Source organism: Bradyrhizobium sp. SZCCHNR1093 (assembly GCF_032381175.1).
Lineage (GTDB): Bacteria > Pseudomonadota > Alphaproteobacteria > Rhizobiales > Xanthobacteraceae > Bradyrhizobium.
The window spans coordinates 1-20978 of record NZ_JAUHJJ010000010.1; the positions used below are offsets into that span (position 1 = coordinate 1).

Annotated in this window: 17 protein-coding genes; 11 read left to right on the forward strand and 6 right to left on the reverse strand. The window is 66.2% G+C overall.

Features of this window, described 5'->3' with window-relative positions; genetic code table 11:
- Positions 1–434: 434 nt before the first annotated feature.
- From QX070_RS25610 to QX070_RS25625, 4 genes are all read left to right on the forward strand, one after another.
- Positions 435–1055, forward strand: a complete 621-nt coding sequence (locus QX070_RS25610) for a glutathione S-transferase family protein (RefSeq protein ID WP_315740180.1) — start codon at positions 435–437, stop codon at positions 1053–1055.
- 160 nt (positions 1056–1215) lie between these two features.
- Complete coding sequence (locus tag QX070_RS25615; RefSeq protein WP_315739942.1) at positions 1216–1809, forward strand: biliverdin-producing heme oxygenase; 594 nt, start codon at positions 1216–1218, stop codon at positions 1807–1809.
- Positions 1806–4340: an HWE histidine kinase domain-containing protein gene (locus QX070_RS25620; protein WP_315739943.1), complete on the forward strand. Its 2535-nt coding sequence runs from the start codon at positions 1806–1808 to the stop codon at positions 4338–4340. The genes QX070_RS25615 and QX070_RS25620 overlap by 4 nt, the downstream gene beginning before the upstream one ends.
- A 432-nt stretch (positions 4341–4772) precedes the next feature.
- Entirely contained in the window at positions 4773–5789 is a 1017-nt protein-coding gene (locus tag QX070_RS25625; RefSeq protein WP_315739944.1) for a hypothetical protein, read from the forward strand.
- Positions 5790–5792: 3 nt separating this feature from the next.
- Here QX070_RS25625 and QX070_RS25630 read toward each other — a convergent pair whose 3' ends face one another.
- Positions 5793–6926 (reverse strand): site-specific DNA-methyltransferase, encoded by a 1134-nt coding sequence (locus QX070_RS25630; RefSeq protein WP_315739945.1) that lies wholly within the window; start codon positions 6924–6926, stop codon positions 5793–5795.
- A gap of 384 nt (positions 6927–7310) precedes the next feature.
- Here QX070_RS25630 and QX070_RS25635 point away from each other — a divergent pair, with 384 nt between their 5' ends.
- A complete protein-coding gene (locus QX070_RS25635) occupies positions 7311–8231 on the forward strand; it encodes a neutral zinc metallopeptidase (RefSeq protein WP_315739946.1) in 921 nt (306 codons plus the stop codon).
- A gap of 9 nt (positions 8232–8240) precedes the next feature.
- The gene (gene moaB / locus QX070_RS25640) at positions 8241–8804 is read left to right on the forward strand and encodes a molybdenum cofactor biosynthesis protein B (protein WP_315739947.1); all 564 of its coding nucleotides are present in this window, start codon (positions 8241–8243) and stop codon (positions 8802–8804) included.
- A 40-nt stretch (positions 8805–8844) separates the two neighbouring features.
- On the opposite strand, the gene QX070_RS25645 is transcribed toward moaB, so the two are convergent.
- From QX070_RS25645 to QX070_RS25660, 4 genes are all read right to left on the reverse strand, one after another.
- Entirely contained in the window at positions 8845–9258 is a 414-nt protein-coding gene (locus QX070_RS25645) for a hypothetical protein (RefSeq protein WP_315739948.1), read from the reverse strand.
- Positions 9259–9394: 136 nt separating this feature from the next.
- The gene (locus tag QX070_RS25650) at positions 9395–10324 is read right to left on the reverse strand and encodes a helix-turn-helix domain-containing GNAT family N-acetyltransferase (RefSeq protein ID WP_315739949.1); all 930 of its coding nucleotides are present in this window, start codon (positions 10322–10324) and stop codon (positions 9395–9397) included.
- Positions 10325–10388: 64 nt separating this feature from the next.
- Entirely contained in the window at positions 10389–10961 is a 573-nt protein-coding gene (locus QX070_RS25655; RefSeq protein ID WP_315739950.1) for a glycosyl transferase, read from the reverse strand.
- Between the two features lie 176 nt (positions 10962–11137).
- Positions 11138–13555, reverse strand: coding sequence for a phosphoketolase family protein (locus QX070_RS25660; RefSeq protein ID WP_315739951.1), 2418 nt, complete (start codon positions 13553–13555; stop codon positions 11138–11140).
- Between the two features lie 190 nt (positions 13556–13745).
- Between QX070_RS25660 and QX070_RS25665 the strand changes: the two genes are divergently transcribed.
- From QX070_RS25665 to QX070_RS25680, 4 genes are all read left to right on the forward strand, one after another.
- On the forward strand, positions 13746–14924 hold the full coding sequence (locus tag QX070_RS25665; protein ID WP_315739952.1) for a PA0069 family radical SAM protein: 1179 nt from the start codon (positions 13746–13748) through the stop codon (positions 14922–14924).
- Positions 14925–14954: 30 nt separating this feature from the next.
- Positions 14955–15404 (forward strand): VOC family protein, encoded by a 450-nt coding sequence (locus QX070_RS25670; RefSeq protein ID WP_315739953.1) that lies wholly within the window; start codon positions 14955–14957, stop codon positions 15402–15404.
- Positions 15405–15479: 75 nt separating this feature from the next.
- Positions 15480–16334, forward strand: a complete 855-nt coding sequence (locus QX070_RS25675; protein ID WP_315739954.1) for a ribonuclease HII — start codon at positions 15480–15482, stop codon at positions 16332–16334.
- A 209-nt stretch (positions 16335–16543) separates the two neighbouring features.
- Positions 16544–18052, forward strand: coding sequence for a glycosyltransferase family 39 protein (locus tag QX070_RS25680; RefSeq protein WP_315739955.1), 1509 nt, complete (start codon positions 16544–16546; stop codon positions 18050–18052).
- 123 nt (positions 18053–18175) lie between these two features.
- On the opposite strand, the gene QX070_RS25685 is transcribed toward QX070_RS25680, so the two are convergent.
- Positions 18176–18997, reverse strand: coding sequence for a uracil-DNA glycosylase (locus tag QX070_RS25685; protein ID WP_315740181.1), 822 nt, complete (start codon positions 18995–18997; stop codon positions 18176–18178).
- Between the two features lie 303 nt (positions 18998–19300).
- Between QX070_RS25685 and QX070_RS25690 the strand changes: the two genes are divergently transcribed.
- On the forward strand, positions 19301–20959 hold the full coding sequence (locus QX070_RS25690) for an electron transfer flavoprotein-ubiquinone oxidoreductase (protein WP_315739956.1): 1659 nt from the start codon (positions 19301–19303) through the stop codon (positions 20957–20959).
- Positions 20960–20978 lie beyond the last annotated feature (19 nt).

Here is a 20978-nt window from a genome sequence, read left to right on the forward strand (position 1 = left end):
CTCCAGCAGAGGCGCTTGACGAGCTGCTGTCACGAATGAAAACACTGGGTGTTGCGACCACCGCTTGAGCCCGCCGGATGTTCCGGCTGGACCTGTGGTGACTGCCGCCTGCTTATCTTTCTGCAGGCGGGCCATGGGTTGCGGCCAGCACCCGGCATTCCCTGCGCCCTCCTCATTTGCGAGGGTCCTTCTCGGCAACACCTCGGGCGCGGCGCGCCGCGAGAGGGTGAGGTCATGTCCTTCATCGGGATGTCCTTCATCGGGATGTCGGTCGTCGCATCGCCATCGATCGGCCCGGGTCGTGTCCGGATCCGCGCGGGTCGAGCACGCGGCCCGCAGAATGCAGATCGCCCATGACGGCGCACGCGGGCGGCCAGGGGTGGACGGTCTGGATGGGTGCAGATAGGGTCGGACATCATCTGTCAGGGATCACCATGCTCAAGCTCTATGTCGCGCCGGGCACCTGCGCGCTCGCTTCACACATTGCACTCGCCGAGACCGGCGCCCACTACGTCGCCGAGAAGCTCAGCTTCAAGACCAACCAGCAGAACAGCCCGGACTATCTCGCGATCAATCCCAAAGGGCGCGTGCCGGCGCTGGTGACGGAGCAGGGCGTTCTGACCGAGACGCCGGCGATGCTCGCCTATATCGCGCAGCGCTTTCCGGAAGCGCGGCTTGCGCCGCTCGACGACGTCTTCGCCTTTGCCGAGGTGCAGTCGTTCAACAGCTATCTCTGCTCGACGGTCCACATCGCCCACGCGCACAAGATGAGGGGCTATCGCTGGGCCACCGAAGAGTCCTCCTTCGCCGACATGAAGAAGAAGGTGCCGGAGACGATGAGCGCCTGCTTCGCGCTGATCGAGCAGAAGATGCTGCGCGGCCCGTGGGTGATGGGCGAGCAGTACACGATCTGCGATCCCTATCTGTTCACGATCGCGCAATGGCTCGAAGGCGACGGCGTCGACATCAACGCCTTCCCGAAGGTCGCCGCCCATTTTGGCCGCATGTCCGGGCGGCCGGCCGTCAAGAAGGCGCTGGCCGAGCTGGCGGGCTGACGGCCATCCTCGAGGCCATGGCGTCGGAACAGCGTCCGCCAGCACGGCGCATCGGAGAGCGGAAAAAATAGCAGCGCGGAGCCGGAACCCAGCTCCGGCCATCGACGTTGCAGGAAGCCGTGGCGCGCCTGCGACCGATCTCCTTTTCTGGGACCCCTTGATGTTGCCGGCTGCCGTTTCAGATGACCGTTTGCGCGCGACCGGCACCGAGGGCATCCGCGAGAGACTGAAGGCGGCAACGGCCTCGGCGCACCGCGCGCTGGATGAGGGGCTCGTTCATTTCGATCTCACCACGACGGCTCATTACCGCCGGTTCCTGCAGGCCAGCGCAGCCGCTCTGCTGCCGTTGGAGGCGGCGCTCGATCAGGCCGGGGTGGATGATCTGATCGAGGACTGGCCGCAGCGCCGACGATCGCAGGCGATCGCCAGCGATCTCGCGGATTTCGGTGCCCTGCCGGTTCCGATGGACCTTCCCGCACCCTCGCTCGACCGTGCGGGCGTATTCGGCACGCTCTACGTGCTGGAAGGATCGCGGCTCGGAGCAGCCTATCTGCTGCGCATGGTCGCGGCCTCCGCCGATCCGCGGGTGAGACGCGCGACGCGCTATCTCGGTCATGGCGCGGGGCAGGGCTTGTGGCGCAGCTTCCTGTCGCAACTCGCGCAAGAGAGGACGACAGCCGATGATGAAGTCAGGATGATCGTGAGTGCGGGCGCAGCGTTCGCGATGTTTGCGAAGGCAATGGCAGCAGCATGAACGAGCCGGTCAACCTCACCAATTGCGATCGCGAGCCGATCCATGTTCCCGGGAGCGTCCAGCCGTTTGGCTTCCTGCTGGCGCTGGTGTCGGACTTCACCATCTGCATGGCTTCGGAGAACGCGCCGGACTTTCTCGGCGGCGACATCGGTTGGCTGCTGCAGCGGCCGCTCGACGCCGTGCTCTCGGAAGCCGCCGTGACGGCGATCCGTGCCCGGGTCGACTATCTCAGCGGTCCGGACGCGGTCGAGCGTGTGTTCGGCGTCGATCTTCAGGGCCGGGGCCGGCTGTTCGACCTCGCCATCCACTTTTCCGGTGCGTATCTCGTCGTCGAGGCCGAGCCGAGCCTGATCGAGCCCGGCGTCAATTCCGGCGAATTGGTCCGGCTGATGCTCGGCCGCATCCGCAAGACGACGGGGATGATGGACCTGGCGCAGGAGGCGGCGCGCCAGCTCAAGCTGCTGACCGGCTTCGACAGGGTGATGGTGTATCGGTTTCATCCCGACGGCTCGGGTGAGGTGATCGCCGAGGTCGCGGGCTCCGGCCTGGAGCCGTTCCTCGGGCTGCATTATCCGGCCTCGGACATTCCCAAGCAGGCGCGGCAGCTCTATCAGCGCAACTGGCTGCGGATCATCGCCGACATCAACGCCGCGCCGGCGCCGCTGCTGTCGACGCCTGCGCACAATGCCGGCCTGCTCGACCTGTCGATGAGCGTGCTGCGCGCGGTCTCGCCGGTCCATATCGAATATCTCCGCAACATGGGCGTCGGCGCGTCGATGTCGGTCTCGATCCTGCGCGAAGGCAAGCTCTGGGGCCTGTTCGCTTGTCATCACTATGCGCCGCATCACCTGTCGTTCGAGAAGCGCACCGCGGCCGAGCTGTTCGGCCAGATGTACTCCTGGCTGCTCGAGGCCCGCGAGCGGGAGGCCGACGTCGCCTATGAGACGCGCGCGCATCAGATCCAGGAGCGTCTGATCGAGCGTGCGGCTCTGCACGCCCACAGCAAGCGAGCGATCCTCGACTTCGTTGCCGACTATCGGCAGATGATCGAATGCGACGGCATTGCCGTGTGGTCCGATGACGAGATCACGCTCGACGGCGAGACGCCGTCCGAAGAGCACGTGCTGGACCTGATCGGCTTCATCAACCGGACCTCGCCGGGACGCATCTGCGCCAGTGCCGAGATCGCCAAGGTCTATGCCGCCGGCGAGGCGTTCCGCGATCGTGCCGCCGGATTTCTCGCCGTTCCGATCTCGCGGACGCCGCGCGACTGCCTGATCTTCTTCCGGCGCGAAGTGCTGCGCTCGGTCAACTGGGCGGGCGATCCCAACAAGACCTACGCCGAAGGCCCGCTCGGGCCGCGCCTCACGCCACGCAAGAGCTTCGAGCTTTGGCAGCAGACGGTGGCCGGCCAGTCGAAGCCATGGTCAGCGGCGGATCTGCGCATCGCCGAGAGCCTGCGCATCACCCTGCTGGAGGTGATCCTGCAACTGTCGGAGCTCGCCGCGCGCGAGCGCCGCGGCGCCCAGGAGCGGCAGGAGCTCATGATCGCCGAGCTCAATCACCGCGTTCGCAACATCCTCAGTCTCGTGCGCGGCCTGGTCGCGCAGAGCAAGGAGACCTCGACCTCGGTCGAGGACTTCGCCGCGCTGCTCGGCGGCCGCATCCAGGCTCTGGCGCGTGCCCACGACCAGATCACCAATCTCAACTGGGCGCCGGTTGCGCTGCGCGCGCTCTTGGAGTCGGAGGCGGGCGCCTATCTCGGCTCGCGGGCCGCGCGGGTGCGGATGGAAGGGCCGGACGTCGCGCTCGACCCCAAGGCGTTCGGGACGCTCGCGCTCGTCGTGCATGAGATGATGACGAACTCGGCGAAATACGGCGCGCTGGCCGACTCCACCGGGCAGGTTCAGGTGGCGTGGCGACTGGATCCCGGCGCAAGCCTCGTCATCGACTGGAAGGAGAGCGGCGGACCTCCGGTGCAGCCGCCGACGCGGCGCGGCTTCGGCACCACCATCATCGAGCGGTCGGTGCCATTCGATCTCAAGGGCGACGCCGAGATTCGCTTCGATCTGCTCGGCGTTCAGGCCCGCTTCATGATTCCCGCCAATTTCGTCCAGCTGATTCCGGCGCCGACCGGCGCGGTCCCACGTCCCGAGCAGAAGCAGGAGCCGACGCCGCGTCTCTCAGGCGCCGCGCTGATCGTCGAGGACAATTTGATCATCGCGATGGGCGCCGAAGTGATTCTGCTCGAGCTCGGTGCGCGGCAAGTCGACACGGCGGCTTCGGTCGGTCAGGCGCTGAAGGCGATCGAGCGCGCGGTGCCGGGCTTCGCGCTGCTCGACATCAACCTCGGCGCGGAGAGCAGCCTGCCGGTCGGGCACCGGCTGAAGGAGCTCGGCGTGCCCTTCATGTTCGCCACCGGCTATGGCGAGCGCGCGCCGATTCCGCCCGAGCTGTCCGACGCGCCGATCATTCAGAAGCCGTACACGCGCGAGCTGGTCGAGAAGGCGTTGACGAAGATGATGAAGTGAGCGGGGCGCGGCGTGTGGTCGATGTGCGCGTCATGTTCGCAACGGCCATGGCGAGTGTACGTCGATGACGCGGCGAGTTTGTCCGACGCCGTCGTACACGCGTGGGACCGTCGAGAGTCATTGACTTAGATCAAGTGAGGCGCCCGCGCATCAATGTCTGGACTACGCCTTGCGGTGATTGGCATTCAGGATTTCAGTCTTGGGTTTTCTCACATCCGCGTGTTGTCTCGAATGGCACAGCACGCGTATCGTCGTCGTATCAACGCGAATTCCCACTGTTGCTGCGACAAAACAGCCCAAAAATATTAAAACGCATCCAAAGGACACCGCTGTTCTAACATTGTTTCGACAAATGGAACCTCCGCAGCCTTATTCCGAACGAAGTCATCGCCGAAACGGCGCGCGGGGGCGCGTTGAATCGTCGGAGGTGTGATGACGAATCGAACGACGAGTTTGTTGCCGCGCGTTGCTGTCGCCGTGCTGGCGGGAGTGGCTGCGGCGACAATCGAGTTTACACCGGCATCGGCTGCTGACGAATGCCTTGCAAAGCCTGCGGGAACGCCGGCGGGGAAGCACTGGTTCTATCGCATCGATCGCGCGACGAAGAAGCAGTGCTGGTATCTGCGCGACGACGATCGCGAGGCGAAGGGCGCGTCGCTCGTCACGCGCAAGCTCGCCTCGCAGAAGGAACGTGCTCAGCTCTCGTCGACCGCGGCCAATGCACGTGCCGAGATCCAATCGTCGTCCAAGGACGCCGCCGATGAGGTGAAGGTCGTGTCCTCGACACCGACCGCCGCGCCGTCTGTGCCGGCGACGTCTGCGTTTCCGTCGGTTGCCGCATTTCCGGCCGCGCCAGCGCCCGTCGCGTCAGCGCCGGCGGCGCCCGACCCGGTCGGTGCGGCCGTGAACGAATCTGCTGTTGCGACGCGTTGGCCCGACCAGTCCGGCACGCGGCCGGCAGCGGCGGAGCCCGCCGCGCCCCGCGCGTCCTCCTACACGCTCGCGGCCGCCAGTGACACGAGCGCCGCGGAAGCGGCTGCTCCCGCGACGCCGGCGCTGGCCGCTGCGGATGCGTCGCCGGCCGTGACGCTCGGCATGTCCGGGGATGATGCGTCCAGGACGCGGATGTTTGCTTTCCTCGGCGCAGTCGCGATTGCGGGCTTCTCGATTAGCGTGCTGTTTGCGCGCGCCCGGGGCAGGCGGCAGCTTCGCATCGAGCCGGTGGCCGCCCGGCGCGTCACGCGTTGGCCGGCGGAGCCCGAGCTCGATCGCATGCACCTGCCGCCGGTGGACAGCTACTATCCGGCCCTGGCGGGACGCAGGGGTAAATCGTCGCAGTCCACCGCGCAGGTCTCGGTCGTGCCGCGCGACGACGTTCGCTACGACGAGCAGTACGAGGTCGAAGACCTGCTGGCGCGCTATTCCGGACAGGAGCGCCGGAATTCGTGAGCGTCAGGCGGCGGACATCTCGGAGCGGATCTCGGCGCGCAACTCGTCGATCAGCCTGAGGCCGCCCTTGGTCTCGACGTGCCAGAAGGTCCAGCCGTTACAGGCCGGCAGACCTTGCGCCACCGCGCCTATGCGGTGGATCGAACCGACCTTGTCACCCAGCATGATGGCCCCATCGGCGCGCACCAGCGCGCCGTGGCGGCGCTTGGAGTCGACGAGCTTGGTGCCGGGCGCGATCATGCCGCGCTCGATCAGCTCCGAGAAGGCGACGCGCGGCGCTTCGCGCGCCGTCATGAACGGTGCGAGCGTTGCCTCCGGCAGCGGCTCGATCGCGGCGATGCGCCGCTCTGCCGCTTTCGCATAGACCTTGTCGCGCTCGAAGCCGATGTAGCGACGGCCGAGGCGTTTTGCCACGGCCCCCGTGGTGCCGGTGCCGTTGAACGGATCGATCACCAGATCGCCGGGTTTCGAGGATGACAGCAGCACCCGCGCCAGCAGGCCTTCCGGCTTCTGCGTCGGATGGATCTTCTTGCCGTCGCCGTCCTTCAGCCGTTCCTCGCCCGTGCACAGCGGAATCAGCCAGTCCGAGCGCGCCTGGACGTCCTCGTTGGCGGCCTTCAGCACTTCGTAGTTGAACGTGTAGCCCTTCGCCTTCTCGTCCCGCGCGGCCCAGATCATCGTCTCATGCGCGTTGGTGAAGCGGCGGCCGCGGAAGTTCGGCATCGGGTTGGACTTGCGCCAGACGATGTCGTTGAGGATCCAGAAGCCGAGATCCTGCATGATCGCGCCGACGCGGAAGATGTTGTGATAGGAGCCGATCACCCAGATCGTTGCGCTCGGCTTCATCAGGCGGCGCGCGGCGAGCAGCCAGGCGCGCGTGAAGTCGTCATAGGCGGAGAACGAGGAGAACTTGTCCCAATCGTCGTCGACCGCATCGACCTGCGATTCGTCGGGACGCTTGAGCTCGCCCTTGAGCTGCAGATTGTAGGGAGGATCTGCAAACACCAGGTCGACCGATGCGCCTGGCAGTTTCGACATCTCGGCGACGCAGTCGCCGACGATGATTCGTTGCTCTTCGAGGGTCTGAAATTTAGTGCGGGGCGCCCTTGCAGACGCCCCGCGACGCGACTCTACCATGACTCAAGAACTCTGACTCAGGCGACGCTGTCGGCGACGCGGGACCTAACAACCGACTGCCCACACATTGACCCGGCAAAGTAAAAATGGACTTAACCCGGAAAATTATTCGCATCGATGCGCACGCTTTCATCACGCGCACCAGCGACGAATTCCGTTCGTCGATGCACGATGGTCTCTGCGCAAGACGCCGATTGCGATGGGTTTTTCGCGCCGGTCGCGCGCGAGCGCAGCCGATCGAGGTTCGGCGCGGGCCGGTTTTTTTGGCGGCGCTAGGCAAAATTTGCCGGCCGGGTTATTGATTAACACAGTGGAAATTTTACCTGTTTGCCGCGTTAGGCATTTCGCGCAGAGCCGCGCAAGAATCGTGAGGAAAGGCCGCCCATGCGTTACGATGATTTCCGTCGCAGCGACGACATCGACGACCGTCGCGACGAAGGCGGCGGGATGGGCGGTGGTATGGGTCTGCCGATCGGCGGCGGCGGGCTGGGCATCGGCACCATCATCGTGCTCGGCCTGATCGGCTATGCCTTCGGCATCGATCCGCGCATCCTGATCGGCGGCGCCGAGATGCTGAGCCATGGCGGCGCGCCGACCCAGCAGGCGGACCGGCGCTCGCCGGGCCGGACGGGCGCACCCAAGGACGAGATGGGCGACATGATCTCCGGCGTGCTCGGCGAGATCGACGACCGCTGGAGCGAGATCTTCCAGGCCAGCGGCCAGAATTATACCGGGCCCAAGATCGTGCTGTTTCGCAACAGCACCAATGGCGGCCGCTGCGGCATGGCGCAGTCTGCGATGGGACCGTTCTACTGTCCGCCGGACCGGCAGATCTTCCTCGACACCAACTTCTTCCGCGAGGTCGAGACGCGCTTCCGGGGCTGCTCGGGCAGCGCCTGCAAGTTCACCGCGGCCTACATCATTGCGCACGAGGCCGGGCACCACATCCAGAACCTGCTCGGCATCCTGCCGCGCGTGACGCGGATGCAGCAGCAGTCGGACAACAAGGCCGAAGCCAACGCGCTGCAGGTCAAGGTCGAGCTGCAGGCCGACTGCCTGTCCGGGGTCTGGGTCAATCGCGAGGCCAAGAAGCGCCCGGGCTTCCTCGAGGAGGGCGACATCGACGCCGCGCTGACGACGGCCTCGGCGATCGGCGACGACACCTTGCAGCGGAAGGCGACCGGACGCGTGGTGCCGGATTCGTTCACCCATGGCTCCGCCGCGCAGCGCAAGCGCTGGTTCATGATCGGCTACCAGCAGGGCACGGTGCAGGCCTGCAATACGTTCAGCGCCAGTTCGCTGTAGGGAGACGCGATGATGGCGATCGACGAGAGCAAGAGCTTCATTCCCCTCAACATCGCCGTGCTGACGGTGTCCGACACGCGTTCGCTTGCCGACGACAAGTCCGGCACCACCCTGAGTGACCGCCTGACCGCTGCCGGCCATAGGCTCGCGGCGCGCGAGATCGTCACCGACGACGTCGAGAAGATTCGCGCGGTCGTGAAGTCGTGGATTGCCGATCCCGGCGTCGACGTCGTCATCACCACCGGCGGCACCGGCTTCACCGGCCGCGACGTCACGCCGGAAGCGATCGAGCCGCTGTTCGAGAAGCGCATGGACGGCTTCTCGATTGCTTTCCACATGCTGAGCCACGCCAAGATCGGGACGTCGACGATCCAGAGCCGGGCCACGGCCGGCGTCGCCGGCGCGACCTACATCTTCTGCCTGCCGGGATCACCGGGCGCCTGCCGCGACGGCTGGGACGGCATCCTCGCCGCCCAGCTCGACTACCGTACGCGACCCTGCAACTTCGTCGAGATCATGCCGCGGCTCGACGAGCATCTGCGCCGGCCCAAGGCGCAGGGCGCGACGGCGTAGGGCCCCGGCACGACGACGCGCCGCGCGTCCATCGCACGTCTCACTTCGTTGGTACGATCTCGAAAGCGCCGCCGCCTTCGATTGCCGCGCCAATGAGGCCGCCCATCATGCTGGCGGCGAAATTCTGTCCGCGCGGTCCCACGACCATTCGATAGGTCTTGCCGGGCACGGCGGTGAAACGAATGTTCGACGAGCCCGGCGAGGACCATGTCGATACGGCGATCGTCGTGGCGCCCGGCGCAATCGGGCCGCTGTAGCTCTCGCCGCGGCCAAGGCTCGCCACCTTGGCGCCGTTGATCTCGATCGCCGCGGGCGCCGCCAGATAGAGGAAATCGGCCGTGCGCGTAATCGCGACCGTTGCGCGTCCTTTGGGCGCGGCGTGAGCCGCCGTCCCAGCCGCGACCCCCAACAAGCCTGCCAGCGCGGCAAGCGCCGCAAGCTTCGATCGCACCATCGATTCCATCACTGCTGATACCCGCCCCGTTTGGCGGGATACTACCGACGCGCGGGAACTTCGCAATCGGCATGCGCAACGTGTTGTGGGGGTGATCTCGGCCTACCGGCGGTTGCTGCAACCCGGGCGGCGCGCGCTACAGCTCGAGCCGCCATGTCTCGCCCGTCAGCGGGACGCCGAACATGGCGTGCGGCTCCTCGGCGATCTTGCGAAACCCGGCGCGGGCATAGATGTCGCGCGCGGCGGTGAGAATGCTTTGCGTCCACAGCTCGATCGTCCTGTAGTTCTTCTCGCGGGCGAAGCGGATGCATTGTTCGGTCAGGGCCCGGCCGACGCCGAGACCGCGGGCCTTCTTCTCGACCAGCAGCAGCCGCAGCTTGGCGGCCTCGTCGCTGCCCTTGACCAGGAAGATCGAGCCGACAGGCTCACCCGCAAGCTCGGCGATCCAGCAGTGCTCGCGCGCAGGGTCGTAGCTTCTGATGAACTGCGCGCCGATCTCGGCGACCAACGCCTCGAACGAGACGTCCCAGCCATATTCCTCGGCGTAGACGGCGCCGTGCCGTGAAACCACCCAGCCGATGTCACCCGGGCGATGGCTGCGCAGCAGCACCGGGGAGCGGCCCAGCTGCTGCGGCTCCAGGGCGGTCTCGATCGTCGTCATTGCACCGACCAGCCGGTCGCGCACGGATGGCGCCAGCGGCGCCAGCATGGCCGCGATCTCCTTCTGCGAGCTGCGGTCGAGCCTGGCATAGGCCTGTCGTCCCTTGGCGGTGAGCCCGAGCTGCTGCTGTCTGCGATCGGTCGGCAATGGCGTGCGGGTGATCAGGCCCTGCTCGTCGAAGCTCTGGACGATGCGGCTGAGATAGCCGGCATCGAGGCCGAGCGAGAGACCGATCTCCTTGGCGGAGATGGCGTCGTACTGCGCCAGCTCATAGAGCACACGCGCTTCGGCCAGCGAGAACGGACTGTCGAGCAGATGCTGGTCCAGCGCGCCGAGCTTCCTCGTGTAGAAGCGGTTGAACGCGCGAACGGCGGCGACCTGGCCGTCGGATGGGGCAGGAATCATGTGGCACCTCCAATACTTGCCATTGTCAATCAATTGATTGACTTTGGCAAGTATCGTCCCGATGCTAGACCATGACAATCCGGCTGCGCAGCATGGTCCGCGAGGAGCGGCCGAGCTGACGCAACAGGCGCGTCTCGGCACGCTTTCGATCGGGCTGGTAGCCGCCGACCTGCCGGTAATGATCGCGGGCGATCAGCAGGCCCTGGTCGCCGAGCGGTCCGACCAGGGCCCGAGCGACCGATCGCATCCGCTCGCGCAGACTGATCGCAGCGTAAGGAGACCTGGCGTAACGGAAAACGCCGGCGCGGGGCTGGCCGGCGGCGGCGACGCTCTGGACGAACTGCCTGGTTTCGTCGATCCAGCCGGGATCGAGCATCGCGCCAGCGGGCAGAAACATCAGCCAGGGCGCCCGCGCGTTCGCGGCCCCTGCCGCGAGCGCTGCGGCCTGGGAGCCCTCGAACTTCATGAAGTGGCAGCCGGCGACGTCCGCGACACGCTCGATCACGCTGGAATCGGGCGAGCGATCGACCAGCAGCACCTCGGTGACGACACCGGCCGCGGCGCCTGGCACCAGCGCGGACAGGGTGGCCACGGCGGTCTGCTCGACACCTTCGGTCGGGATGATCACGCTCAGCATGAACCTGGCATCGTTATCTGTCGCGCCTCCAGCATGACTGTTATCATCTTGTCATAGCCAAATCAGCCCGCTGCGCTGCGGAATTTTGCAGCACGTAGCGGGTCGCGCACGTTCGGGCAACGCCGAACGATTGCTATTTCAAGGTGCTGCGTTGCTGGAGCTCGCGCTTGGCTGGTTCAGTCGCCCGCCTGTGTCGGCGTGGTGCCGCCGGCGCTGTTCGGCCAGACCCAGTCGCGGATCGCCGGCATGTCCTCGCCATGCGCCCGGATGTAGCGGGTATGCTCGATCAGCGCATCGCGAAATTTCTGCTTCACATGGGCCGCGGACACGCTGAGGCCGGGCACGCGTTCGATCGCCTCGATGGCGAGGTGGAAACGGTCGAGCTCGTTGAGCACGACCATGTCGAACGGCGTCGTCGTGGTGCCTTCCTCGATGAAGCCGCGCACATGCATGCCGGCATGGTTGGTGCGGCTGTAGGTGAGGCGATGGATCAGATACGGATAGCCGTGATAGGCGAATATCACTGGCTTGTTGGCGGTGAACAGGCTGTCGAAGTCGCGGTCGCTGAGGCCATGCGGATGGTCCTGCTTCGGCTGCAGGGTCATGAGATCGACGACGTTGACGACGCGGATCTTCAGGTCGGGCAATTCCTTGCGCAGGAGGTCGACGGCTGCGAGCGTTTCCAGGGTCGGGACGTCTCCGGCGCAGGCCATCACCACGTCGGGCTCTTCGTCGGCGGGCTCGGTGCCGGCCCAAGACCAGATGCCGATGCCGGCGTCGCAATGCGTGGCGGCGTCCTGCATCGACAGCCATTGCGGCGCGGGCTGCTTGCCGGCGACGATGACGTTGATGCGGTCGTAGGTGCGCAGGCAATGGTCGGCGATCCACAACAGCGTGTTGGCGTCCGGTGGGAAGTAGATGCGGACGATATCCGCCTTCTTGTTGGCGACGAGGTCGACGAAGCCGGGATCCTGATGGCTGAAGCCGTTATGGTCCTGCCGCCAGACATGCGAGGTCAAGAGATAGTTCAGCGACGCGATCGGGCGCCGCCACGGCAGCTCGCGTGACACCTTCAGCCATTTGGCATGCTGGTTGAACATCGAATCGATGATGTGGATGAAGGCCTCGTAGCAGGAGAACAGGCCATGGCGGCCGGTGAGCAGATAGCCTTCGAGCCAGCCCTGGCAGAGATGCTCGCTCAGCACCTCCATGACGCGGCCGTCATGCGCCAGATGGATGTCATAGGGCTCGATGCCCTCCATCCACACGCGCTCGGTGACCTCGAACACCGCATCGAGCCGGTTCGACGCCGTTTCGTCGGGACCCATGATGCGGAAGTTTCGGGTCTTCGCATTCAGCGTGATCACGTCGCGCAGGAACTTGCCGAGCTCGCGCGTCGCTTCAGCGATGGTCTGGCCTGGTGAGGACACCTCGATCGCGAAAGCTTGATAGTCCGGCAGCTTGAGCTCGCGCTTGAGCAGACCGCCATTGGCATGCGGATTGGCGCCCATGCGTCGCTGCCCTTTCGGCGCCAGCGCCTGCAATTCCGGCCTGAGACGGCCATGGGCGTCGAACAGCGTCTCCGGCTCGTAGCTCTTCAGCCAGGCTTCGAGCAGCGCGAGATGCTCCGGCTTGCTGCGGGGGTTGGCAATCGGCACCTGATGGGCGCGCCAGAAGCCTTCGACCTTGAGGCCGTCGACCTCCTTCGGCCCGGTCCAGCCCTTCGGGCTGCGCAACACGATCATCGGCCAGCGCGGCCGTTGGATCGTTGCATCCGGCTGACGCGCATTCTGCTGGATGGAGCGGATGCTCGCGAGCGCAACATCGAGCGCGTCCGCCATCTGCCGATGCATCGCCTTCGGCTCCGCGCCTTCGACGAACAGCGGCTCGTATCCGTAACCTTCAAACAGGCATTTGATCTCGGCATCGCCCATGCGGCCGAGCACGGTGGGATTGGCGATCTTGTAGCCGTTGAGATGCAGGATCGGCAGCACCGCGCCGTCATGGGCCGGGTTCAGGAACTTGTTCGAATGCCAGGACGCGGCGAGAGGGCCGGTCTCGGCCTCGCCGTCGCCGACCACGCAAGCCACGATCAAATCGGGATTGTCGAACGCCGCACCATAGGCGTGGACCAGCGCGTAGCCGAGTTCACCGCCTTCATGGATCGAGCCCGGCGTTTCAGGCGCGGCATGGCTCGGGATGCCGCCGGGGAAGGAGAACTGCCGGAACAGTTTGCGCAGGCCATCGGCATCGCGCGTGATCTCCGGATAGATCTCGCTGTAGGTGCCTTCGAGATAGGTGTTGGCGACCATGCCCGGACCGCCATGGCCGGGGCCGCAGATGTAGATGACGCTGAGATCCTGCGCCTCGATGGCGCGGTTGAGATGGGCATAGATGAAGTTCAGGCCGGGCGTCGTCCCCCAGTGGCCGAGCAGGCGCGGCTTGATGTGCTCCGGTTTCAGCGGCTCGTGCAGCAGCGGATTGTCCAGCAGATAGATCTGCCCCACCGAGAGATAATTCGCCGCGCGCCAGTAGCGATCGAGCAGGTCGAGATCGTCGGCCGGGGTGGTCTGTTGGGGAGAAGTGATCTGCATGGGACCTCGCTTGCCTTCCGCTTCGCGCCTGCGGGATACTGTATGAGAGTAACGCCGCACCGTCCTGTTCCAGCGCACCTGCAGGATAGAACGGGAATGTGATGGCTGGCCTTGCGCCCGCGCAGAGCATGCGTGCGCCTTTGTTCTATTTTGTTCTTGTAATGTTCCGTTTGCGTGCTATGTCTTGGCCATGAGCCGAGCATCTTCACATGCCCTCAAGCGCCCGCCGGTCCCGGTGCCCTCCGAGCCGGCGGGCGCGCCTTCGTCAGGTCCTGGGAAGGACTTTCCCGAACTCGCGGTCGCCATCGAACGGGGCCGGCGCCGCGGCCGGGGTGCTCAATCCAACGCGAGTGGTCGCTACGAGGCGGAGGCCCGCGTTGTCTTCGATGATGGCTGGCAGAGCCTCGAGGAGCTGCCGCCGTTCAAGACGACGGTCGCGACCGACACCTCGCGCAAGGTTATCACCCGCAACGACTCGCCGGACATCGGTTTCGATCGCTCGATCAATCCGTATCGGGGCTGCGAGCACGGCTGTGTCTACTGCTTCGCGCGGCCGACCCATGCGTTTCTCGGGCTGTCGCCTGGTCTCGACTTCGAATCCAAGCTGTTCGTGAAGCCGGATGCGCCCGCGCTTCTGGAGAAGGAGCTCGCGGCCAGCGGCTACGAGCCGCGGATGATCGCGATCGGCACCAACACCGATCCCTATCAGCCGATCGAGCGCGAGCGGAAGATCATGCGCGGCATCCTCGAGGTGCTGGAAAAGGTTGGCCATCCCGTCGGGATCGTCACGAAGTCGGCGCTGGTGATGCGTGATGCCGACATCCTGGCGCGGATGGCCAAGAAGAACCTGGCGAAGGTCGCGATCTCCGTGACCACGCTGGATCCGAAGCTGGCGCGCACGATGGAGCCGCGGGCCTCGACGCCGTCGAAGCGGCTGGAGGCGCTGCAGGCGCTGTCCAAGGCCGGCATTCCGACCACGGTGATGGTGGCGCCGGTGATCCCGGCGCTCAACGACAGCGAGATCGAGCGCATTCTCGATGCCGCCGCCCATGCCGGCGTCAAGGAAGCGGCCTATGTGCTGCTGCGGCTGCCGCTGGAGGTGCGCGACCTGTTCCGGGAATGGCTGCTCGAGCATTATCCCGACCGCTACCGCCACGTCTTCACCCTGATCCGCGACATGCGCGGCGGCCGCGATTACGACTCGCAATGGGGCACGCGAATGAAGGGGACAGGCCCGATGGCCTGGATGATCGGCCGCCGCTTCGAGATCGCCTGCGAGAAGCTCGGGCTGAATAAGCGTCGGACCAAGCTGACGACCGATCATTTCGTCCGGCCGAAGGGCGGCGGCCAGCAGCTCAGCCTGTTCTGAAGCGTGCGGAGAGTAGGTGGAGAGTAAGTGATGAGCGCACAAGCGAGCGTTCCGCGGTTCACCGTCATCACACTCGGTGTGTCCGAGATGCGGCGGAGCATCGCCTTCTATACATTGCTCGGCTTCGTCCGAAAATTCTGCGCGACCGGCGAGGCCGTGGCATTCTTCGAGACCGGCGGGACGGTGCTGGCGCTGTACCCGTGGGGCGCGCTCGCCGATGACGCGGGCGTGCCAGACGCACCGCGTCCTCAGGCGTTCCGAGGCGTGACGCTGGCATGGAACTGCCGCTCGGAGGCTGAGGTCGATGCGGCGCTCGCGTCGGCGGTGGAGAAAGGCGCGATGCTGCTGAAACCGGCGCAACGGACCGACTATGGCGGTTACAGCGGCTATTTCTCCGATCCGGACGGTCATGTCTGGGAAGTGGTGGTCGCGCCGGGGATTGATGTCGGCGAGGATGATCGAGTGCATCTGCCGGCGTAGTCGGTCGCCGGCGGGGGGCGAATAGCGGGGAATTGAGGCCCGTTCGGGTTGCGCCGCCGCCAGCCGTTTCGCACCATGGCGGCCATGATTCGCGATCAGTCAAAGAAGCCGGGCAGGGCGAAAGCAGCGAGCTGTGCCGTGGCGAAGAGCGCCCCTGCAAAGGCCGCGACCAAGCCTGCTGCCCCGGGTGCTGCCGGCAAGTCGGGCGCCAAGCTCGGCAAGGGCGTCATCGCGGTGGCGCCGCCGAGCTTCCGGCGCGAGCGCGCGCTGTTGAAGCAGGGCGTCTGGCCGGTCGCGGGCTGCGACGAGGCGGGACGGGGGCCGCTGGCCGGTCCGGTGGTCGCTGCGGCCGTGATTCTCGATCCTGCGCGCATCCCCAAGGGTCTCGATGATTCCAAGCGCCTGAGCGCGGAGCAGCGCGAGGCGCTGTTCGACAAGATCTGCAAGACGTCGGCGTTTGCGGTGGCCGTCGCCTCGCCGGCGCGAATCGATCGCGACAACATCCTGCGTGCCTCGCTCTGGGCGCTGTCGCGCGCCGTGAGGGCGCTGCCCGAGGCGCCGAAGCACGTCTTCGTCGACGGCCGCGACCGCATCGACGTCGATTGCGGCTGCGAGGCGGTGATTGGCGGCGATGGTCTGGTGATGTCGATTGCGGCCGCCTCGATCGTCGCCAAGGTCACGCGCGACCGGCTGATGTGCGCGCTGGCCCAGGATTGCCCGGGTTACGGCTTCGAGCAGCACAAGGGCTATGCTGTGCCGGAGCATCTCGCCGCGTTGGACCGGCTCGGCCCCTCGGTGCATCATCGCAGCCTGTTCGCGCCTGTCGTCGCCGCCCGGCGCAAGCATCAGCCGTGGACCGATGTGCCGGAGCCGGATCTTTTCGCGGAGGTGACCGTGGTGACATCCACCGAAATCTCGTTCGAGGTCTGATGCAGGTTGCCTCGCGGGCGCCGCGGTCTTAATAGTTTTGGTCAGCCAGCCAGCACGAAGTGTCACCCCTCGCAGCAGGGGCGGTGTTGTGCGCCCCGATCGTGCGGTATCGATTGCGGGCGTCGGACAGCGAGGCTGCTGCGGATGAGCGACGGTCCTGCCGGCCTCCTCGACGTCCTCAGCGATTCAGCCAAGCGATCCAGCCGTTCATGCGTTTCACGTCACTGGTTGTCGAACTGATCCGCGCAAGGCCGCGGCTGGTCGTCGTCATCGTGGTGCTGTGCCAGGCCCTGATGTGGCTCGGCGTGGCCATGCTGTTCTATCGCAGTCCACCCGGCCAGCTTGCCACCACCATCGCGTTCGGACGCGAGTACCAGGTCGGCACCGATCTCGGCCCGCCACTGTCGTTCTGGCTGTCGGACATCGCCTATCGCCTCGCCGGCAACCACCTGTTCGGCGTCTACGTGCTGGCCGTGCTGTGCTCGGCCCTGGGTCTGTGGGTGATGTATCTCCTGGCGGGGGCGATCGTCGGCGGCCAGCAGGCGGTGCTCGCCGTGCTGCTGACCATGACCATCACCGCGTTCGGTGCACCCACGCTGGAATTCGGTCCGGAGGTGCTGGCGCGTCCGCTCTGGGCGCTGCTGCTGCTCCATAGCTGGCGGATTCTCGGCGAGGGCCGGCGCAACGCCTGGTTTGCCTGGTCGATCGAGGCCGGCCTGCTGCTGCTGACCACCTCGGCCGCGGCGGGCCTGCTGCTGCTGATCGCCGGCTTCGTGGTCTCCACCGCGCAGGGCCGCCGGGTGCTGCGCTCGTTCGATCCGCTGTTCGCGCTGCTGGTGGTGCTGGCGCTGGCGCTGCCCTACCTCATCTTCGTGCTGCGCGCCGACAGCGTCGGGCTGCCGGCGCTGCCCGTTCTCGCCGAGCTCTCGGTGCGCGCTTGGCATTGGCTCGCCTTGGCTGGCGGGGCGCTGCTGGCGATCTCGGCCATGGTGCTGCTGGTGCTGCTCGACGCCAGCTGGATCAGCCGCAGCGAGACCGACGCCCCGATCATCTACCGCCGTTCGGTCCCACCGCTCGCCCGCGACTTCGTCTATTGCTTCGCGATCGCACCGGCCCTGGCGGGCAGCCTGATCTCCGGCCTGTTCGGTCTGCCCACGGTGTTCGGCGGCGTCGCCGTCACCTTGACGATGGTCGGCCTCGCGCTGGTGGTCGCGTCCGGCGATCTGATCTATCTGCGCCGCCAGCGGCTGTTGCGCACGGTGTGGGCGGCTGCGGTCGCTGCACCCGCGGTTTTCGTTGCCGGCAGCGCCGTGATTCAGCCCGTGATCGGCGAGGGCGAGGTCGCGACGTCGATGCCGGCCCGCGACATCGCCCGCTTCTTCGTCGAGAGTTTTGAGCGCCGTACCAACCAGCGGCTGCAGGCGGTCGCCGGCGATCCGCAACTCGCTAGCCTGGTCGCGCTCGGTCGCCGCCGCGCGCATCTGTTCCTCGATGCCACCCCGCAGCGGACGCCCTGGGTCACGCCGGCGAAATTCGCGGAGAGCGGCGGGGTCGTGGTGTGGCGCGCCTCCGACACGGTCGGCACCCCACCGCCTGACATCGCCCAGCGCTTTCCCGGGCTGGTGCCGGAGGTGCCGCGCAGCTTCGACTGGCTGATCAACGGCCGCCAGCCGGTGCTGCGCATCGGCTGGGCCATCGTACGGCCGAGGGGGCCTTAGCGCTTTCCATGCGAGCCGTCATTGCGAGGAGCGAAAGCGACGAAGCAATCCAGGGCTGCGCGCGTGACTCTGGATTGCTTCGCTGCGCCGCTGCGCTCGCAATGACGGAAGCGAATTGGGTCCTCAGACCGCTATCACCGTCGCGATTGCGCGCAGATCCTGCCAGGACAGCCGCTTGTAGGACGGCGAGCGCAACAGATAGGCCGGATGGAAGGTCGCGATCGCGCGGATCGTCCGCTTGCCGGTGTCGTAGTCGCGCCATTTGCCGCGCACGCGCATGATGCCCTCGGTCGTACCGAGCAGCGACTGGGTCGAGGGATTGCCGAGCGTCACCAGCACATCGGGATCGACCAGCTCGATCTGGCGGCGAATGAACGGCAGGCAGATCTGCGTCTCCTGCGGCGTTGGCGTACGGTTGCCGGGCGGGCGCCAGGGAATGACATTGGCGATGTAGACCTTGCTGCGGTCGAGCCCGATCGCGCCGATCATGCGGTCGAGCAGCTTGCCGGAGCGGCCGACGAATGGCAGGCCCTCGATGTCCTCGTCGCGGCCGGGCGCCTCGCCGACCAGCATGATGCGCGCCTGCGGATTGCCGTCGGCGAACACCAGCCGCGACGCCGTCTGCTTCAGCGCGCAGCCGTCGAAAGTCTCCAGGAGCTCGCGCAGCGCCTCCAGGGTCGGCGCCGTCCGCGCCGCCTCGCGGGCCGAGGCGACGGCCGCTTCCGGCGGAGGCGGCGGTTCTCCGCGCGGCGGAATGATCGCCGGCGCGGCCGGCCGGCCGGGCTGCGCCGGCGCCTGACGGGCGACGGGGGCCGCGGCGGGGAACGAAACCGCCTCGGGCTCGACCAGCCGGTTGATCGGCTCGTCGGCCAAGGCGCAATCGACCCCGGCCTCCAGATAGAAGGCGAGCAGTTGCCGGACGTCGGGGAGGGGCTCGGGAGTCATCATGATCGATCGCCGCGGCAGTGTACGCTGCCTCGGCGCATGGCGGAATGCATTTCGGTGGTTGTCCTGCCCCGAAAAATCGGAAACAAGAGTTTGGAATAACCCAAAAAGGGACGGAACGCCCTAGTGTTCCGGCGCCAGCCGTCGCTCCCCCTCCGGACCAGTCTTCAGCGAACGGTCAACGCCTTCAGGAACCCTAGTTAAGTCATTGTTGCCATTGCAGCTCCGGGTTTGACCTTTGCACGCGCCGGGGGGCGGCAGAGGTCGGGTCCCCTGCACCGGCCGGGCCTGAGATCGAGAGAGATGAGCACCGAAGAATTACCTCCGCGCGAATCCATGGAGTTCGACGTCGTCATCGTCGGCGCCGGCCCCTCGGGCCTGTCCGCCGCGATCCGGCTGAAGCAGCTCAATGCCGACCTCAACATCGTCGTGGTCGAGAAGGGCTCCGAGGTCGGCGCGCATATTCTGTCCGGTGCGGTGATCGATCCGGCGGCGCTCGACAAGCTCATCCCCGACTGGCGCTCGGACGACGATTGCCCGCTGAAGACCCAGGTCAAGGTCGACAAGTTCTTCTGGATGACCGAGAGCAGCGCGATCTCGCTGCCGGGCTTCGCGATGCCGCCGCTGATGGACAACCATCACTGCTACATCGGTTCGCTCGGCAATGTCTGCCGTTGGCTGTCGCGCAAGGCCGAGGCGCTCGGCGTCGAGATCTATCCGGGCTTCGCGGCCACCGAGGTGCTCTATGACGAGCAGGGCGCGGTGCGCGGCATCGCCACCGGCGACATGGGCATCGGCAAGGACGGCAAGCCGAAATCCTCGTTCACGCGCGGCATGGAGCTGCTCGGCAAGTACACGCTGTTCGCGGAAGGCGCGCGCGGCAGCCTGTCCAAGCAGCTGATCGCGAAATTCGCATTGGACGCCAAGAGCGAGCCGGCGAAATTCGGCATCGGCCTCAAGGAGGTCTGGCAGATCGATCCCGCCAAGCACCAGAAGGGGCTGATCCAGCATTCCTTCGGCTGGCCGCTCGACATGAAGACCGGCGGCGGCTCGTTCCTGTATCACTACGACGACAATCTCGTCGCAGTCGGTTTCGTCGTCCACCTGAACTACGACGATCCCTATCTGTCGCCGTTCGAGGAATTCCAGCGCTTCAAGACGCACCCGTCGATCCGCGGCGTGTTCGAAGGCGGCAAGCGCCTCGCCTACGGCGCACGCGCCATCACCGAAGGCGGCTATCAGTCGGTGCCGCGGCTGTCCTTCGCCGGCGGCGCGCTGATCGGCTGCGCGGCGGGCTTCGTCAACGTGCCGCGCATCAAGGGCGTGCACAATGCGATGGGCAGCGCGATGCTCGCGGCCGAGCACGTCAATGCCGCGCTCGCATCCGGCCGCGCCAATGACGAGCTGGTCAGTTACGAGAACGCCTGGCGCGGCTCGCCAGTCGGCGAGGATCTGTTCAAGGTCCGCAACGTCAAGCCGCTATGGTCGAAGTTCGGCACCGTGCTCGGCGTCGCGCTCGGCGGCTTCGACATGTGGTGCAACACCCTTGGCTTCTCGCTGTTCGGCACTCAGTCGCACGTCAAGCCCGATCGCGCCACGCTTGATCCGGCCAAGGCGCATCAGCCGAAGCCTGCGATGAAGCCGGATGGCAAGCTGACCTTCGACCGGCTGTCCTCGGTGTTCCTGTCCAACACCAATCACGAGGAAGACCAGCCGGTGCATCTGAAGGTCGCCGACATGGCGCTGCAGAAGAGCTCCGAGCACGACGTCTATGCCGGGCCGTCCAACCGCTATTGCCCGGCGGGCGTCTACGAATGGGTCGAGGAGGGCACCACCCCGCGCTTTGTGATCAACGCGCAGAACTGCGTCCACTGCAAGACCTGCGACGTCAAGGATCCCAACGGCAACATCACCTGGGTTCCTCCGGAAGGCGGCGGTGGGCCGAACTACGAGGCGATGTAGCCTCGCATAACGCACGATT

Coding starts and splice junctions, on each gene's coding strand:
- QX070_RS25645 (WP_315739948.1), bottom strand. CDS start 9,258: ATGGTGCGATCGAAGCTTGCGGCGCTTGCCGCGCTGGCAGGCTTGTTG.
- QX070_RS25660 (WP_315739951.1), bottom strand. CDS start 13,555: ATGCAGATCACTTCTCCCCAACAGACCACCCCGGCCGACGATCTCGAC.
- QX070_RS25635 (WP_315739946.1), top strand. CDS start 7,311: ATGCGTTACGATGATTTCCGTCGCAGCGACGACATCGACGACCGTCGC.
- QX070_RS25650 (WP_315739949.1), bottom strand. CDS start 10,324: ATGATTCCTGCCCCATCCGACGGCCAGGTCGCCGCCGTTCGCGCGTTC.
- QX070_RS25665 (WP_315739952.1), top strand. CDS start 13,746: ATGAGCCGAGCATCTTCACATGCCCTCAAGCGCCCGCCGGTCCCGGTG.
- QX070_RS25685 (WP_315740181.1), bottom strand. CDS start 18,997: ATGACTCCCGAGCCCCTCCCCGACGTCCGGCAACTGCTCGCCTTCTAT.
- QX070_RS25615 (WP_315739942.1), top strand. CDS start 1,216: ATGTTGCCGGCTGCCGTTTCAGATGACCGTTTGCGCGCGACCGGCACC.
- QX070_RS25675 (WP_315739954.1), top strand. CDS start 15,480: ATGGCGGCCATGATTCGCGATCAGTCAAAGAAGCCGGGCAGGGCGAAA.
- QX070_RS25655 (WP_315739950.1), bottom strand. CDS start 10,961: ATGCTGAGCGTGATCATCCCGACCGAAGGTGTCGAGCAGACCGCCGTG.
- QX070_RS25630 (WP_315739945.1), bottom strand. CDS start 6,926: ATGGTAGAGTCGCGTCGCGGGGCGTCTGCAAGGGCGCCCCGCACTAAA.
- moaB (WP_315739947.1), top strand. CDS start 8,241: ATGATGGCGATCGACGAGAGCAAGAGCTTCATTCCCCTCAACATCGCC.
- QX070_RS25625 (WP_315739944.1), top strand. CDS start 4,773: ATGACGAATCGAACGACGAGTTTGTTGCCGCGCGTTGCTGTCGCCGTG.
- QX070_RS25690 (WP_315739956.1), top strand. CDS start 19,301: ATGAGCACCGAAGAATTACCTCCGCGCGAATCCATGGAGTTCGACGTC.
- QX070_RS25610 (WP_315740180.1), top strand. CDS start 435: ATGCTCAAGCTCTATGTCGCGCCGGGCACCTGCGCGCTCGCTTCACAC.
- QX070_RS25670 (WP_315739953.1), top strand. CDS start 14,955: ATGAGCGCACAAGCGAGCGTTCCGCGGTTCACCGTCATCACACTCGGT.
- QX070_RS25680 (WP_315739955.1), top strand. CDS start 16,544: ATGCGTTTCACGTCACTGGTTGTCGAACTGATCCGCGCAAGGCCGCGG.
- QX070_RS25620 (WP_315739943.1), top strand. CDS start 1,806: ATGAACGAGCCGGTCAACCTCACCAATTGCGATCGCGAGCCGATCCAT.